This is a genomic window from Candidatus Vallotiella hemipterorum (assembly GCF_910593725.1).
In the GTDB taxonomy this organism is placed as follows: domain Bacteria; phylum Pseudomonadota; class Gammaproteobacteria; order Burkholderiales; family Burkholderiaceae; genus Mycetohabitans; species Mycetohabitans hemipterorum.
In genome coordinates this window covers 964,102-981,020 of sequence record NZ_OU343031.1, presented here as the reverse complement: position 1 = coordinate 981,020, position 16,919 = coordinate 964,102, and the positions used below count along the sequence as shown (strand labels likewise).

The window sequence follows — 16,919 nt, the reverse complement described above, 5'->3', positions numbered from 1 at the left end:
AAACTATAGGTGGTTCTTAGAACTTGTAAGGGTAAAATCTTTAGCCGCACACCTGTATCCATAAAAACTGGAGTGGTAGTAATGCCTAAGATAAAAACCAAAAAAAGTGCGTCTAAGCGCTTTGTCGTGCGTCCGGGTGGAACCGTGAAGCGTGGTCAAGCCTTTAAGCGTCATATCCTAACGAAAAAAACGACGAAGAACAAGCGCCACCTGCGTGGCAGCACAGATGTTCATGCGTCAGATATTAGTTCTGTTCGTGCAATGATGCCGTTTGCGTAACTCTAAATCGAACTCATAGGAGATAAATATGCCGCGAGTTAAACGTGGGGTTACCGCACGGGCCCGTCACAAAAAGATTATTAACCTTGCGAAGGGCTATCGTGGTCGTCGAAATAGTGTGTTTCGGATTGCAAAGCAGGCGGTTATGCGTGCCGGTCAGTACGCATACCGCGATCGCCGAAACAGAAAGCGCCTTTTTCGGCGCCTATGGATTGCACGTATCAATGCAGCAGCGCGTCAACACGGTATTACCTATAGCATGTTCATGAATGGCCTAAAAAAAGTATCAAGCGAGCTTGATCGTAAGGTGCTTGCTGATATAGCGCTATTCGATACAGAGGCCTTTTCTACTATTGTAAGTCAGGTAAAAGCTGCTGTTGCCCACTAATCGCAATAATAATGTTTAATACCCAACCAGTTTGGTCGTATTTCGCAGATCGAGCTGCCTGAAATTCTAAGGCTAAAACGGGGGGCTTTTGCTAGAGCCCCCGTTTTTTCTTGGCTGAACGTCTTTTATTTATAGACAAACGTTGGAATTATGGGATCTCTTGATCTTAAGCGTATTGTCACTGATGCACAGCGCGCTTTTGCCAATGCCGCAGACACCGTGACGCTCGAAAATGAAAAAGCGCGCTTTCTTGGCAAGGCCGGTGCATTAACGAAATTGCTCAAAAGCTTAAGTAAGCAGCTAGAGCCGGAGATTCGGAAAAGCGAAGGTGCTCTTATTAACGCTGCTAAACAGAAAGTTAAGATAGCACTAAACGCCCGGCGACAAGCGTTTGCCGATGCCTTAATGAATCAGCGCCTAGAGGAAGAGGCGGTTGATGTAACGCTGCCCGGGCGATGCTCAGGTATAGGCAGTTTGCATCCAGTAATGCAAACCTGGGAGCGAATCGAGCAGATTTTTAATTCAATGGGCTTCGATGTAGTCGATGGCCCTGAAATAGAAACTGATTGGTATAACTTTACTGCGCTAAATAGCCCAGAAAACCATCCCGCACGCTCGATGCAGGATACTTTCTATTTAGACGTCAAAGACGAGCAGGGTAAAGCATTATTGCTGCGTACACATACAAGCCCAATGCAAGTCCGGTATGCGCGGATGAAAAATCCACCAATCAAAAGTATTTTCCCTGGGCGCGCTTATCGTGTTGATAGCAGTTCAACACATTCCCCAATGTTCAACCAGGTTGAAGGGCTATGGATCGATAAAAATATTAGTTTCGCAGACTTAAAAGGAGTCTACACAGACTTCCTAAAAAATTTTTTTGGAAGAAACGATATCCTTGTGCGTTTTCGTCCATCATACTTTCCATTTACTGAACCATCCGCCGAGATCGATATAAGATTCGAGTATGGCAGAAACGCTAGGCGCTGGCTCGAAATTTCTGGGGCTGGACAAGTACATCCAAACGTGTTGCGTAATATGGGGCTTGATCTCAAGCGCTATATTGGCTTTGCATTTGGCAGTGGTCTTGACCGACTAGCAATGCTGCTCTACGGTGTAGACGACTTGCGTACTTTTTTCGATGGTGATCTGCGTTTTCTTCGTCAATTTATCTAATTCAATTTTTTTATTGACCACTTTATGCAATTTGCCGAATCCTGGTTAAGAAGCTTTGTTAACCCACAATTATCGACTGATGCGCTGTCGCGTCTGCTGACGATGGCGGGTCTCGAAGTTGAGGCACTGTTGCCAGTGGTACCGCCGACATCAAAAATTGTTATTGGAAAAGTACTTCAAGTTATTAGACATCCGAATGCAGATAATCTAAAACTCTGCCAAGTTGATGTTGGTACGGGGCAGGAATTAACAATCGTGTGTGGTGCACCGAATGTGGCACCCGATATTAAAGTACCAACAGCGTTAGTCGGTGCAATATTACCGCCTAAGGAAGAGGGTGGTGAGCCCATCGAGATTAAACCATTAAAGTTGCGCGGCCTCGAAAGCCAGGGAATGCTATGTTCAGCTGGTGAACTAAAATTATCAGACAACTATAGTGAATTACTGATTCTATCAAAGGATACCCCGATAGGATGTGATATCCGTGACGTGTTGCAACTTAGTGACATAATTTTTAAGATTAAGCCGACACCGAACAGGTCTGATTGCTTATCAGTATTTGGTATTGCACGCGAGACGGCTGCACTTACCGGTGCACGACTTAACTCCGTCTTTTACAACCTCGTTCCAGTTACTTGCAATATAAGCTTGCCAGTTCGCATTGATGCTCCTCAGCTTTGCGGACGATTTTCTGGCCGAGTAATCCGAGATATTAATCCTCGGACTAGTACGCCTTTATGGATGGTTCAACGCTTGGAACAAGCAGGCCAGCATAGCATTTCAGCGCTAGTCGATATTTCAAACTATGTGATGCTTGAGCTTGGGCGTCCATCACATATATTTGATCTAGATAAAATTAATGGCGGCTTACACGTACGTTGGGGAAGGCGTGGAGAAACACTGAAATTGCTTAATGGCAATACAGTGTGCCTAGATGAAACAGTTGGCGTAATCGCCAATAATCAGGGACGCGTGGAGAGTTTGGCTGGTATTATGGGCGGTGACAATACAGCGGTAACGTTTAAGACAAAGCATATCTATTTGGAGGCGGCATTTTGGTGGCCAGATAGCATTCGCGGACGAGCTAGCCACTATAATATCTTGACTGATGCGGCATATCGCTTCGAGCGAGGGGTCGATTATGCAACTATTGTTGAACACATTGAGTACTTGACATACTTAATTACGATAATCTGTGGTGGCAACGCGGGTCCAGTAGAAGATCAGATTATTAATCTACCACAGAGTAAACCTGTCTCAATGCGAGTATCACAAGCAAACAGGATTATTGGCGTTCCATTTAATTCTAATGAGGTTGATAGCATTTTCAAGCGCTTAAATCTATCGTTTAAGCGCTTATCAGACGGTGACGAGTTTATTGTAACGCCTCCAACTTACCGTTTTGATATCGAGATCGAAGAAGATTTAATTGAAGAGATTGCCCGTATCTGGGGATACGAAAAGATTCCTTTAAATCTACCGGTAGCAGCAAGTAAAATACGGGTTATGAAAGGGGGGCAGCGCTCCATTCATGCATTGCGTCATGCGCTAGCGGCGCGTGATTATACAGAAACAGTTAATTTTAGTTTTGTCGACGCTGAGTCAGAGAGAGATTTTGCTGGTAATGAGCACCCTATTTCGCTACTCAATCCGATCTCAAGTCAGCTATCGGTAATACGCTCCACATTATTTGGCAGCTTAGTTAAAATACTACAGTATAATCTAAATCGCCGAGCGTCGCGTGTACGTATATTTGAGGTTGGGCGGGTATTTCGTAAAGATCTGTCAGTAAAAGAAAGCGAATTAACAGTAAAAAGCTTTGCCCAGCCAAAAATGATTGGCGCGCTTGCTTATGGCCCAGTTGTTGACGCACAATGGGGAGTGTCGGCACGACATGTTGATTTCTTTGACGTGAAGGGCGACGTTCAGGCACTATGTGCGCCTACCTTACCCCGTTTTATTAAAGCCCTACATCCGGCATTACACCCCGGTCGCAGTGCTAGGATAGAGATTAATGGTCATATAATCGGTTGGATCGGTGATCTACATCCATGTTTACTACGAAAGTATAATTTTTCGCATACGCCGGTATTGTTCGAGATTGAGGCTGATGCGGTAGTTACGTGTGCTTTACCAAACGTAACTAGTATCTCTAAATTTCCACCGGTGCATCGTGATATCTCAGTAATTGTGCGTCGAAATGTAGAAGTCCAATCTATACTTGATGAATTTACGCAAGCTAGGCTTAATAATAACGCACTCCGGTTCGCGCAAAAAATGGTGCTATTCGATGAATTCCATTATAAATTTGATGCTAAGCAAACCAATTTCGGCACGATTTTAGGTGAGCTATCGGCTGATGAGAAGAGTCTTGCATTCCGGATAACTCTACAAGATACTGATAAGCCCCTGCGAGACGAGACGATTGCGCTCGCCATTAAAACTTTGGCAACACATTTATCAAAAGTTTTTGGCGCAAGATTGCGCAGCTGAATTAAATCCGCTTCGATCAAAAAACTAACAACTACTTTTATGCAATTAGTATCTCATGAACTCGATTAAATTCGAGGCACCTTGTTTTACGCAACGCAGTGCAACAAGTAGCACTAACCTTACTGATAGTTAATCTAGTTTTATCTGAGATGCCAACGTTGACAAAAGCTGAGCTAGCTGAGTTGTTACTCAATCAGGTTGGGCTAAATAAGCGAGAGGCAAAAGATATGGTCGAAGCGTTTTTTGGAGCAATTCGGGATGCGCTAGAAAATGGTAAAAACATTAAACTATCTGGATTTGGAAACTTCCAGTTACGCGACAAGCCACAACGTCCGGGACGTAATCCGAAGACTGGAAAGTCTATCCCGATTACAGCTCGGCGTGTAGTAACATTCCATGCTAGTCAAAAATTAAAAGCGCAGGTCAGGGTTTAGTATTACAAACGTGCAATTACGATGAACCAATCATAATCAGCTTGCGCTTAAACCTACTAGCCCCGTATTAAATATAAATTTAAAAAACGTATTGCGATGGAGAGAAGTCAAATTCTCTAGTTCCTAAAAAAGTGCTCCAATTACTAAAGTTAGTGCACTATGTAATATGCAGCCACTAATGAAGTAAGCATTAATATAGTTAAGATTAATCAAGCGCCTTGGAAACTGGTATTATTATAGCTAATATAAAGAAATATATTGCCCGGTAGATCTAGGAGGCGCTATTATACAAGCGGTAGATTGATAATTAACTTAATACGATGCCAGGCTATCAGAATCTTGCTCTCACATTCCGGCCCCATACTCCTATCAAAAGCTTCTGCTCGCATAAATCCCTCTATACCAGAGCGGTATAGATACTGATTGCTATAGCACTATCCAGCTAGTTACTACGCTAGTAGTACATCTATTAAGCGCAGTTAATCAAATACGCAATCAGATATCAATTTAAAAAGACACCTGATCAAAGTCATTGAATTATTTCAATATATTTATATTTACATTGCCAGGTAAATAGCGGAGAAGTATATTCTTCTTATACCTATAGATTAGGTTAATTTGCTCGAAATTTATACTCATATATAGACTCTCTAGTCTTCAGAGCTAAACTAAAAATAGTTACAAGTTCCTTGCTAAACTATATGTTTACCCAAAAATTAAAGTACACTTTTGTTTATTTCGGCCATAAAGAGTAGCTGTGTCTACAGAGAATACTAAACACAATAACACGCTTAATAAGACAAATTCGTTACTTTCGGTGGAGCACTTTATTCACTATTCTTGGCATTTTTCAGGTGCTATACATAGCGATCTTCCACCTACATTTTAAAACTATCTATAAACTAAAATAGCTACGAAATATTGTATAAATATACTACTTCATTCCTAATTCAATGCATCGAGTAATCGATAAGACTAAACGGTACCATTATTATAAGCATAACGGCATCATGCCGTGTAGCGACGTTAGTCGAATTAAAGATATAATCGGTGATGTGTTATGTGGTAGCTAGTATGCAGTGAGTGATGCACGCAGTAAAAGCTATTAAAAAAATCAAAAAATCAAAACTTAAAAAGAAAATACTAGGGCGTATAAATAATCTAGGAGTTTGCAAAAGCGGCGAAAATATGTAATCCATTGAGATAGATAGATAGACGCTAAAATAGCGTCTATCTAGAATTGGATAACAACTATATTGGTGATAGACTGATTCTTATTAAGAATCGTTCTTATTTCTATTTCTATATTTTATAGGGAAAATATCAATGGCGTATTTTCGGCTAGTTTGTACTACTACAGCCGTGGCATTATTTACTCTAGTAATCAATACTACAGAGGTAGTGGCTGCTGAGTATCCACTTGGCAAGCCAAATATCCGGGGCGGGATGGAAGTCGGTGCTATATATCTACAACCCATTACAATGGATCCAGAGGGTTTGATGCTCAAAGCGTCTGACTCCGATATTCACCTAGAAGCGGATATCCATGTAATTAAGAATAACCCAACGGGGTTTGCTGAAGGTGATTGGATGCCCTATCTTCGAGTAGGCTATAAGTTAACAAAGCCTGGAACAAACTATATGAAAAAGGGTATGCTGATGGCAATGGTCGCAAGCGATGGTCCGCACTATGGTGACAATGTCAAGCTTGCCGGGCCAGGAAAGTATCATTTAAATCTATTTGTTGCACCACCTGAGCAAACTGGACATATAGTATTCGGTCGACATATTGATAAAGAAACTGGTGTTGGTTCTTGGTTTAAACCATTCGAATTAAACTACGACTTTCCATTCGCTGGCATTGGTAAAAAAGGTGGTTACTAATCGATGAAGTACACCCTTAAATTTCAGGGTGCAGCATGTTTGCTCGCCTGGAGCGTTGCATTCAGCAACATCTCTGGCGCTTTAGACCTACCGACGTTCCGGTTAGAAATAGCCGACGGCAAGTTTCATCCAGCTCGTATTGAAGTGCCAGCTAACCAGCGTATTAAAATCGAGTTGCACAATACTGGACATGGCGCTGTGGAGTTTGAGAGCATGCAACTTCGCAAGGAAAAAGTCTTAGCGCCAGGCGCTGAATCGTTTATCGTGATAGCGCCACTGTCGCCAGGTAAATATAAGTTCTTCGATGATTTCCATCAGAATGGGCAAGGCGTAATAGTTTCAGGGTGATGTGGTACTAAGCCCCTGCAAAGGAAGATGTGATGAGTCAGATTATATTCGTTGTATGGCGGGAAAGCATTGAGGCGCTGCTTATAATAGGTATTTTGCATGCCTGGTTGAATAATGGAAATACTTCTGCACGTCAGGGATTACTCTGGCTATGGTTTGGTGTGGGTTCGGGATTGCTGGCGGCGGTTAGCTTAGGAGCTATGCTAGTCGGATTTACCGCAGTACTGTCTAGTGATGCGCAGGATTATTTTCAGACGGCGATGATGCTGCTTGCGTGTACACTCATCGTACAGATGGTGTTATGGATGCGACAACATGGTCATACTTTTAAGCGCGATATAGAAATGTCTTTAGCTGAAAAGCATCGCACTTCAAACTGGTGGGGTGTCTTTCTGCTTGCAGCACTTGCATGTGCTCGAGAAGGTAGTGAAACAGTGATTTTTTTATATAGCCTAGGATTTGGCCGGTCAGGCCATGTTAATTGGATACAATGGCTAGCTGTATTCATCGGTATGACTCTTGCGTGGATTACGTTTTATCTTCTGCAACTTAGTGGTCGGATATTCACGTGGCAGACATTTTTTCGAGTAACGGAGATCATACTCTTATTCCTCGGTGTTGGTTTGTTTGAAGGCAGCATCGATAAGTTAATCGATAAAGAGATTATCCCCACTGGGATCGATACGCTTTGGGATACATCTTGCATCTTAGATGATTCAAGTATAGTCGGGTCAGTAGTGGCGACGCTGACCGGTTATCGAGCACATCTAGCACTAGCCAACCTTCTTGCGTATATATTCTTCTGGTTAGTAGTCTGGGTATTATTACATCGGACCCGGAACCCACAGTTCTCATATGCGCATGGAGACTACATATGAATCTACTGCCCGCTCAGCATACCAGCCGCTTAACAAAGTCTGGTCACTGGCTGCAGCGCCATCACGTAATAATACGTAGGGTACAGTGGATTGTCCTATTTGCTTACGCTATTTTAATTTTTATTCCACCACTTATGCCACTGCCAGATGATACCGCACATATCTGGTCAAGCCTTACAGTATTTTCACAATTTGTATTGTGGGGCATTTGGTGGCCGTTCGTGCTACTATCAATAGTGATATTTGGTCGTGTATGGTGTGGCATTCTATGTCCAGAAGGCGCGTTATCTGAGCTTGCTAGCAAGCACGGTCTAGGCCGCTCAATTCCGCGCTGGATACGCTGGGGAGGATGGCCGTTTGTCTCATTTGGGCTTACGACTATTTATGGGCAAATGATCAGCGTATACCAGTATCCAAAGGCTGTGCTACTGGTACTCGGTGGATCGACTATTGCCGCTATTATCATCGGTTTACTATACGGTCGGGAAAAACGGATATGGTGTAAGTATCTCTGTCCGGTTAATGGTGTGTTTGCACTGTTAGCTCGATGCGCTCCGCTATGCTATCGGGTTGATGGGAATGCATGGCGTTTTTCATACATGGAGAATAAGCGTAACCAACGAGTGATTCCAGTGAACTGCGCACCCCTAGTACCGCTTCGAAGTATGAAAGGAGCATCATCCTGTCATATGTGTGGTCGTTGCAGTGGCTATCGAGACGCGATCTCGCTACAATGGCGCTCACCGGCTCAGGAGATCGTTGAGCTAGGTGAAAAGGAAGCAAACCGCTGGGATACGGCATTAATTTTATATGGGCTGCTCGGTATTGCAAACGGTGCGTTTCATTGGAGCGTTAGCCCACTATTTATCTTCATTAAACAATCTATAGCCGAATGGTTAATTGACCATAATATCTTATGGCCGCTAGAGACTAATGTGTGGTGGTTTATTTTTACGAACTATCCTGAGCGGAATGATGTGTTCTCATGGCTAGACGGTGGCTTAGTAATCGGTTACATAGTCACAGCTGGTTTGTTATACGGCACAATATTGCTAGGATTCCTTACAGTTGGTAACTTTCTACTCGGCCGGTGGAGTACATTGCGTCTCCACCATTTTACGCAAGCATTAATCCCGGTAGCTGGCATGAGTGTATTCCTTGGCTTATCGGGTACTACTGTATCGCTGCTTCGAGCTGAGCATTTGTTATTATCAGTTAGCTGGGTACAAAATTTGTGGTTTATACTGCTTACAGTAGCTAATATAGCGAGCCTATATCTCGCAGTGAAAATCATTGTAAAACATATGCATCATATTAGTACCTTTGTTTTACGAGGTATAGGTGCGCTTCTATGTTTTATTGCGGCATTAGCTGTCGCCGACAGTGCATGGTGGCTTATGTGCTATAACTAAGCAGCAGTTAACGCCACGATCTAAAGATAGCTACTTTTTAGAGATATTATCGGGCATAAAGGGTCCGGGTTCTAGGGTAATTGCATTAAGGTTAAGTATACGCTAAATAGCTCGTCTTAAGACGATCCTAATAACACTCCAAAACACTCCTGAATAGCAGCATATTATCCCTTGTATTTAGGAGTCGGTATACTGTTTACTATCATTAGTTTTTCTAGCGTCTTACTCAGAGCTAACATAATAATTTTATTTTTATATGACAAAGACGTTATCTGTTCATATAGCAAGCTCTAGTAGAGCATGCTAACTTTTAATTCAGTCAATGAACTAGATAATATGCAAGATAAAGTCTGCCCATAATAAGTCTTAGACTTAGCGTAGTAATTAATAGGTTAAGTACGTTTCAAGACTAGAGTAGATATTCGAATTCAAGATAGTAGGCTCTCCGATAAACAGGATCTAATAGTGATTAAATTATTTACCCATCTTCAATACACGCTATTTAAAATTATTAGTTTAGTGTATAAAATATATGTAGAAGTCATTTATTCCATGCTGAATTTATTAAAGTAGGCGCCCTATATTAATAAAACAGGATAGTCATATAAATTTATTACTTACTGCAAGCTTTTTTAGCTTGATAATCTTAAAACATATATCTAGTATTTATAAAATAAGAATATAAAAAAGATGGTTCTCGATGGCTGCGTCCTATTATGCTATAGGGGTTACCAGATTTAAGCTAAAATTGACAATGCTTCAAAGGACTGCTATGAGTGCGCCTTATAACAGCGCTTTAAACAATACTAATTTAGTAGATATAGTATTCTTTTTAGAAAAAAGTTGTTCAACAACATTAAAAATTATCTAACTAAATTAGTTAAAATTTTACCCCAGGAGTATACATAGGCGCTATGTATAAATGTACCTATGTATTTTTGTGAGACTACTATTGCTCGGAAAAAAATTAAAGTAAAAATTTTTGGACTATAAATATAAAACATAGATTTCTTACTCACTAAATGTTACATAAGCTCTCTATTCTACTAGACGACTTTAAGATTATAAAATATTAGACTGATATAGTCTTCCTACTAAAGAGGTAGTATAAGTAGTATCTCTATTTTCTTGAAAAAAAACTATTAATTTTAATAAACTGTTAAAAATGTTTATATAAATTAATATCAAGATACAAATATATTAAATATTTTTAAAAATATTATTAATGATAATTAATGTATGAAGATTAATCATAAGCGATTTATATATACATTTTTACGAATCGAAGAATTTAAATGGTATAACTAGATGCTCTTATAGTCTGCCACATGTCACTTAATTAAATACTTTTTTCGTTCTATAAAAATAGAAGTTGAGATGCTTGTATACGGTAAATAATGTTGACCAACATTGCTATACCTATACGGGTATAGTGTTACACTGACAATGGCCACTATAGTTATTATCCCATTGGGATCGGAGTCATATGGGTATTACTTTACATGTATACGCTAAATAGATGACTATATTACGTAGTTTTTTCTATGCAAGATCGGGCATCAATGCTTTGGTATTTAAAACTAATCTTGTTAAATAAACATCTGTAATATAAGAAAGCTTATAATAAGATTCCGTAAAACTAGAAATTATTTTTATAATTTTACTCATTCATCTAGGCCAGGCAATCCACAAGCGACTGCATTGAAGCCACTATCAACATAAATAACCTCAGCAGTGATCCCTGAGGACAGCTCTGAGAGTAAGAAAGCGGATACGTTTCCGACCTCTTCAATAGTTATATTCCGTCTCAGTAGTGAGTGACGTTCAACAAATTGTAAGATTTTGCTAAAGTCTTTAATACCGCTTGCTGCTAATGTTTTAATCGGACCTGCCGAGATACCATTTACACGAACACCACGAGGTCCGATAGAGGCTGCGAGGTAGCGTATACTAGCTTCTAATGAGGCTTTCGCAAGGCCCATTGTATTATAGTTTGGTACTACGCGCTCAGCACCTAGATACGTTAAAGTTAGTAAAGACGCGGTGCTCCCTAGAATGGGGACGGCAGCCTTGACCATAGCTGCAAAGCTGTAGGCGGAAATCTCATGCGCAATGCGAAATCCTTCGCGCGATAAGCCGTCAAGAAAATTTCCAGAAATAGCCTCGCGTGGGGCGAAGCTAATGGAGTGTACAAGTCCGTCTAAATTATCCCAATACCGCTGTAGCGATATAAATAATGTATTAATCTGCAAGTCATCGGTAACATTACAGGGAAAAATTAACTCGCTACCAAAATGGGTAGCTAACTCAGTTATACGTTTTTTAAAGCGCTCATCAACGTAGGTGAAGGCAAGTCTAGCACCTTCTCGATATGCGGCCTGCGCTATACCGTATGCAATAGACCGATTTGATAGTAGACCTGTAATTAGAATACGCTTTCCAGCTAAAAAACCCATAAATACTTCCTATGTCAGTTATATACTGGTCGGACCATTAATGGCATATTACGTGGATATAGTATGCGAGTTTGATACCCGATTTTATAAAATTATCACACAAATATAACCCCTAAAGAGTTTTTATAACTTTATGATCCCAAATAAATTGGAAATCGGTCGTAATTATATTTTATTAATTTACTAGGTATTTTTAGATTATTGATACTTGCTCTGTATAGAAGCTATAGCTTTCCTACTAGAGTAAGCTGAAGTATGACTCATAGTTTTCATACTTTAACTATCTATCTGAATACCTAGAGAGACGGTACTCTACCCTTAAGGTACTCATCCTAGCGGATAGATTCTTAAAGTTTTAATAATACTGATTATATGTCATAGACATTTTTTGAGCTGACTTAGTATTGATTTAAGATGCTAATGACGTGCAGTGCAGATACATCAGTGGTTTTTTAGGGTGCTCTTATAAAGAGCTAAAATAGGAAGAATTTTTCTAAACTAGCTTCGCTACATTTAGATAGGCACTATTCACTTAGAGCGTTCTATGCTAGTGGCAGGGATATTTCATATTTTCTTTAATCATCCAAGAGCCTATTTGCTATAGGTTTAAGAAATACTATGTGCACGGTGTACATCAAAGTTGTAGCTATACGGAGTTTAGTTAAAGCGTAGCAGCAATATTGCAAGCGCCACTAGCCAGCTGGCATGTCTAGAGTAATTATAATTTGAGTCCGCGCAGATAGCTTATATAGTAATTATCATTTTATCAGGGAGTGCCTGATGGTGTTATCGCCAACTATTTCTCATTAATTAATACAACCTTTATTAAATAAGGTCACTAAACTTGACAGGAAATTGAACGTAAACGTTCAGTACACTTAACCACCTAATAGGTGTTATTCCTATCTGTCAGTCAGCAACCCCGGAGCGGTTCTAAGACCACATTGGCAGGTCTACACGTGCAAGATTTATAGTAGAATACGTGCGATTTTGCTCTTGCTATTAATTCTATACTCGACCTCAACAGATAAAAATTCGCCCCATTTTATGGGGCGGCGCATAGCAATAAAAACTTTTAATAGCATTTAAGCTAAAGTACTATGCACGATGTGAGCTAGGCTTACTATTTCTGTAAAGTTGTACCTGAAGTTCGAGCTAACCGCCGCTCTACTTACTCGTCAGGAGGTAATATTTCTCAGGCAAGAAAAGTTCTTCAAAGATAAAGTAAGTATATTAATATATAGAATTACTAGAATAAAAATAGCGCAGAATTCATAGTAGGCTACTACTAGCTCTAGTGCGCATTAGTGCAGTGAATTTTAGGGTGCTATTATTCTTATACTTCCAAAGGTATCAGTATTATACAACGTTTATTAAATTTCATGCCGACTGGTATTGGAATTTTAGTCCACTAGACCATCTAACCAGCATGTTGGATTATATGCTGTAGCGCTTTGATTTTTAATTAAATGTATTTAATATATTAAAGCTGATTTATGAGTATTAAGTCTATGCCCAGAGGAAACCTAGTGAAGTAGATTGTGTACAACTGGAATAGGGAGTGGGAACTAGTCAGTTAGAGTTTAGCATGAGGGTTTACACTCATTCCGGTACGTAATAAATGTAAAAATAAAGAAACTTCGCTATTTAACAAGCATTTTCTAAAATTTTACCTACTTGATAGGTTATATGTAACGGGCCATCTATGATACGAACTTTCAACATTTAGAAATCCGATCATGTTTTCTTTAACCATATTTAGAGGGTACCAGCGTGCTTTATATAAATAATATACCCAGGCCTATGCTTTAACGCCCAAATAGATTGTCGTCATATTTTTATGACTAGTTAATTTCTGGCTGGATGTACTATTACCGGCATTCATCGTTGATGCGCATAATTTTAAAACTGTTTCGGGGAGGCGTCACTTAAAATCACTAGCCCTGTCACCTAGTATTTTAGATACAGTTGTCAACTAACTGTAGTATATCGAGATGTTTGTAACTGCCCTGATAGGGGAATTTATAAGCAGTGATATTGTCAATAAAAAATCTTTTTCTTTATTAGTGGTTTGTATAAAACCGTATATTAATACGGCTTGATACCACTCTCGCTCAAGAAAATTATATACTCCTGCTTAATTTATACGCATGCTGTCTAAGCATGTATTTTAGTAGAATGCCCCTGTCACCTTCTAGAATAAACTAAGCTTGCTTTATGCCGGATAACTGGATGACGTTCTATTTTTTCGCCATTGAAGATTGCTCACATTAATCACAAGATGCATATCTTGCACCAGAATCCCAATATTTTTTATGGGAGGTAAGCATGTGTAATCTGATAAATACGGCAGGTAGGATATAACATCAGATTACCGCAATGTTTGACTAGCATAGCCTTGTGGCGTTAATCAATTATTTCGCTGAATAATGTAAATATAAATACTGAATGTCGACTAGTGAATATCTATACATCTATTTTTAAAAGACCAAGTAAGGACTAGGTAAGATATATGTTAACTAACATAGTACCTCTACACCAGTAAGAGTTATGGGGCACTGATGCAGACGTCATGCTTTTATAAATAAGAATTGTGCTGTACTGCTCACTTTATACGTTGTTAGATATTGCATCTTATTATGCGCTAAAGCACTCTAGTGCTAAGAAATTTATATTGGCGCGTGCATGATACAAATTACAGCATACCAGTTCGTAATATTATTTAGAGTTACAACGGGTTTTTTCTATACGCATAATGCCACCTCTAACATATATACTACTCTCTTAGGTACAGTTCGCTCCTGATCTATTTTTTGTCGTAACCAATAGACCAATAAATGGTGTGCTAAGAACTAACGCTACACATATCAACCTGAACTCGGCTACATAGCTTGTAAAGCTGATTACCAGATTATAGGAGTTTGGCATTAATTAAAGAGCAACAGTAAACTATCTACCCGATTTTTATCTGCTGATAGTAGTAGATTATGATTATCGATACCTTGCACGCTAAGAATTTATAAAATATGCCTATAAATATTTTTAATATTATCTATTATTATCTTATTGTGCTACTAGGAATTTTAATAGCTATAGTAAATAGGGCTTATTCTAACGAAATAAAGGGTGGAAATAAAAAATAAACAGCTAATAAAATTTTCGGTAGTGAATAGTATAAAGCTGCGCACCGCAGGGCTGTTTTTAGTACTTCTGGTAAAACAGGCGCTCGAGTAGTTTTAAGATAAGTTTCTCTAATGCTTAGCAGGTGAACAAGTCCTTTAATTTTTTGTTTATGTAGTAGCTCCGATATCGTCCCATAATACGGGAATTCTATCAAAAACATCACCTACTCTCTAAATATAAGTTTATTTATTATTAATTTAAGCTTTAGTGTACTAAGATATTTGTATCTGGCAAGTATAAACGAAAGATTCTGAGCTAACAACAGTTGGATATTAAATCGAAATCATAGTGTATACACACGAGGGAAGTAGCCGCACGCACAATAAGGGGGTAATTGTAAGGAGATACTAAACCACGATAGACCTAGGATTGTATTGCTGAGCTACTCTAGCAATAATATTTAGTTGCATATAATGGCTGAATAAATCCTCCCCGACATTATTTGCTCGTAATTAGAGCATACCAATATAATAATGCTTTAACAAATCCTTAGGCCAAGCCTTAAATCCTCTCATTTTTAATGATTACTTCCGTACGTACCCGTTTCGCGCCGAGTCCTACTGGATTTATCCATCTTGGTAATATTCGCTCTGCGCTTTATTCTTGGGCGTTTGCTCGGAAACATCAGGGGACTTTTATTCTCCGAATTGAGGATACTGATCTCAAGCGCTCCACTGAAGCAGCTACGCAAGCTATCTTTGATGGAATGAAGTGGTTGGGGATCGATTTCGACGAAGGGCCGTATTACCAGATGCGCCGGATAGACCGCTATCGCGAGGTAGTTAAACAAATGCTTCACCAAGGCTTAGCATATCGGTGCTATATGTCGACCGAGCAACTAGACGCGTTGCGCATGCAACAACGTGCAGCGGGGCTGAAGCCCCGCTATGATGGTACTTGGCGGCCTAAACCAGGCCAGTTGCTATCAACCCCACCCGCTGGTGTGCAGCCTGTTATACGATTTAATAATCCGTTGACAGGAACAGTGGTATGGGATGATGCAGTTAAAGGACGGATCGAGATTTCGAATCATGAGCTTGACGATCTAATTATTGCACGATCTGATGGCACCCCTACGTATAACTTTTGTGTCGTCGTCGACGACTTAGATATGGAAATTACACACGTAATACGTGGTGATGACCATCTAAATAATACCCCGCGCCAGATTAATATCTTACGCGCGCTAGGAGGTACACCCCCTATCTACGGGCATTTGCCTACGGTGCTCAACGAGCAGGGTGAGAAGCTTAGTAAGCGCAATGGTGCGATGAGCGTAAGCTGGTATCGCGATGAGGGCTATCTGCCTGAGGCGATATTAAATTATCTTGCTCGTCTTGGTTGGGCTCATGGCGATGCAGAAATTTTCTCACGAGAACAATTCGTGGAATGGTTCGACTTAGAGCACCTAGGTAAGTCGCCGGCACGACACGACGATAGTAAGCTAAAGTGGCTAAACAAGTATTATCTAAAAAAAACTGATAATTCACGGCTCGCAGCACTTGTGTTGCCAATGCTTATTACACTTAATGTAAATTCGACGCAGGAGGTGCCTTTAGATGGGGTCGTCTCATTGTTGAAAGACCGTTCGAATACTGTGAGGGAAATTGCTAGAGACGCTGTAATTTTTTATCAGGCACCAGCGCCATCAGCTCAGGAAATTCAACAATATCTAACAGATTCTGTTCGTCTAGCGCTTGCTAAGTTTATCGAAGCCCTCTCGGAGATTCCATGGACAAAAACTGCAATCAGTGAGGTATTGGGGGTAGTATTAAGAGCTTACACGCTAAAGCTACCTCAGCTAGCAATGCCAGTACGCCTACTAGCGGTTGGAGCAAAGCATACCCCATCTATTGATGCAGTTCTATATTTACTCGGCCGAGAGACGGTACTCAAACGGCTTCGGGTAGCCTTGTCTTAGACAAGCCGCAAATTACATATTAGAAGATACTTTACAAAAATTTACTTATTTTTTAGAATGCTTATAT

At 40.0% G+C, this 16,919-nt stretch carries 10 protein-coding genes and 1 pseudogene; 10 read left to right on the top strand and 1 reads right to left on the bottom strand.

The annotated features are described in order from the left end of the window. Positions 1-81: 81 nt before the first annotated feature. From rpmI to KW136_RS03330, 9 genes and pseudogenes are all read left to right on the top strand, one after another. The gene (gene rpmI / locus KW136_RS03370) at positions 82-279 is read left to right on the top strand and encodes a 50S ribosomal protein L35 (protein WP_216797155.1); all 198 of its coding nucleotides are present in this window, start codon (positions 82-84) and stop codon (positions 277-279) included. Positions 280-307: 28 nt separating this feature from the next. Then, a complete protein-coding gene (gene rplT / locus KW136_RS03365; protein WP_216797153.1) occupies positions 308-667 on the top strand; it encodes a 50S ribosomal protein L20 in 360 nt (119 codons plus the stop codon). A 150-nt stretch (positions 668-817) separates the two neighbouring features. Further along, positions 818-1,843, top strand: coding sequence for a phenylalanine--tRNA ligase subunit alpha (gene pheS / locus KW136_RS03360; protein WP_216797151.1), 1,026 nt, complete (start codon positions 818-820; stop codon positions 1,841-1,843). A gap of 24 nt (positions 1,844-1,867) precedes the next feature. Continuing rightward, positions 1,868-4,336: a phenylalanine--tRNA ligase subunit beta gene (gene pheT, locus KW136_RS03355; protein ID WP_216797148.1), complete on the top strand. Its 2,469-nt coding sequence runs from the start codon at positions 1,868-1,870 to the stop codon at positions 4,334-4,336. 149 nt (positions 4,337-4,485) lie between these two features. After that, positions 4,486-4,770: an integration host factor subunit alpha gene (locus KW136_RS03350; RefSeq protein ID WP_216797482.1), complete on the top strand. Its 285-nt coding sequence runs from the start codon at positions 4,486-4,488 to the stop codon at positions 4,768-4,770. Positions 4,771-6,174: 1,404 nt separating this feature from the next. Beyond that, positions 6,175-6,654 (top strand): annotated as a pseudogene (locus KW136_RS03345) (iron transporter); the annotation flags it as partial. A gap of 3 nt (positions 6,655-6,657) precedes the next feature. After that, positions 6,658-7,002, top strand: coding sequence for a cupredoxin domain-containing protein (locus tag KW136_RS03340; RefSeq protein ID WP_216797144.1), 345 nt, complete (start codon positions 6,658-6,660; stop codon positions 7,000-7,002). A gap of 32 nt (positions 7,003-7,034) precedes the next feature. After that, a complete protein-coding gene (locus KW136_RS03335; protein WP_216797142.1) occupies positions 7,035-7,880 on the top strand; it encodes an FTR1 family iron permease in 846 nt (281 codons plus the stop codon). Beyond that, positions 7,877-9,292: a 4Fe-4S binding protein gene (locus tag KW136_RS03330; RefSeq protein ID WP_216797140.1), complete on the top strand. Its 1,416-nt coding sequence runs from the start codon at positions 7,877-7,879 to the stop codon at positions 9,290-9,292. Before KW136_RS03335 ends, KW136_RS03330 begins: the two co-directional genes overlap by 4 nt. Positions 9,293-10,956: 1,664 nt before the next feature. Here KW136_RS03330 and fabI read toward each other — a convergent pair. Further along, positions 10,957-11,748 (bottom strand): enoyl-ACP reductase FabI, encoded by a 792-nt coding sequence (fabI, locus tag KW136_RS03325; protein WP_216797139.1) that lies wholly within the window; start codon positions 11,746-11,748, stop codon positions 10,957-10,959. 3,703 nt (positions 11,749-15,451) lie between these two features. Here fabI and gltX point away from each other — a divergent pair. Further along, complete coding sequence (gene gltX, locus KW136_RS03320; RefSeq protein ID WP_216797137.1) at positions 15,452-16,852, top strand: glutamate--tRNA ligase; 1,401 nt, start codon at positions 15,452-15,454, stop codon at positions 16,850-16,852. Positions 16,853-16,919: the final 67 nt, after the last annotated feature.

Excerpts from the sequence above, each read along its gene's own strand:
- rpmI (WP_216797155.1), top strand. The coding sequence starts at position 82 with ATGCCTAAGATAAAAACCAAAAAAAGTGCGTCTAAGCGCTTTGTCGTG.
- rplT (WP_216797153.1), top strand. The coding sequence starts at position 308 with ATGCCGCGAGTTAAACGTGGGGTTACCGCACGGGCCCGTCACAAAAAG.
- pheS (WP_216797151.1), top strand. The coding sequence starts at position 818 with ATGGGATCTCTTGATCTTAAGCGTATTGTCACTGATGCACAGCGCGCT.
- pheT (WP_216797148.1), top strand. The coding sequence starts at position 1,868 with ATGCAATTTGCCGAATCCTGGTTAAGAAGCTTTGTTAACCCACAATTA.
- KW136_RS03350 (WP_216797482.1), top strand. The coding sequence starts at position 4,486 with ATGCCAACGTTGACAAAAGCTGAGCTAGCTGAGTTGTTACTCAATCAG.
- KW136_RS03340 (WP_216797144.1), top strand. The coding sequence starts at position 6,658 with ATGAAGTACACCCTTAAATTTCAGGGTGCAGCATGTTTGCTCGCCTGG.
- KW136_RS03335 (WP_216797142.1), top strand. The coding sequence starts at position 7,035 with ATGAGTCAGATTATATTCGTTGTATGGCGGGAAAGCATTGAGGCGCTG.
- KW136_RS03330 (WP_216797140.1), top strand. The coding sequence starts at position 7,877 with ATGAATCTACTGCCCGCTCAGCATACCAGCCGCTTAACAAAGTCTGGT.
- fabI (WP_216797139.1), bottom strand. The coding sequence starts at position 11,748 with ATGGGTTTTTTAGCTGGAAAGCGTATTCTAATTACAGGTCTACTATCA.
- gltX (WP_216797137.1), top strand. The coding sequence starts at position 15,452 with ATGATTACTTCCGTACGTACCCGTTTCGCGCCGAGTCCTACTGGATTT.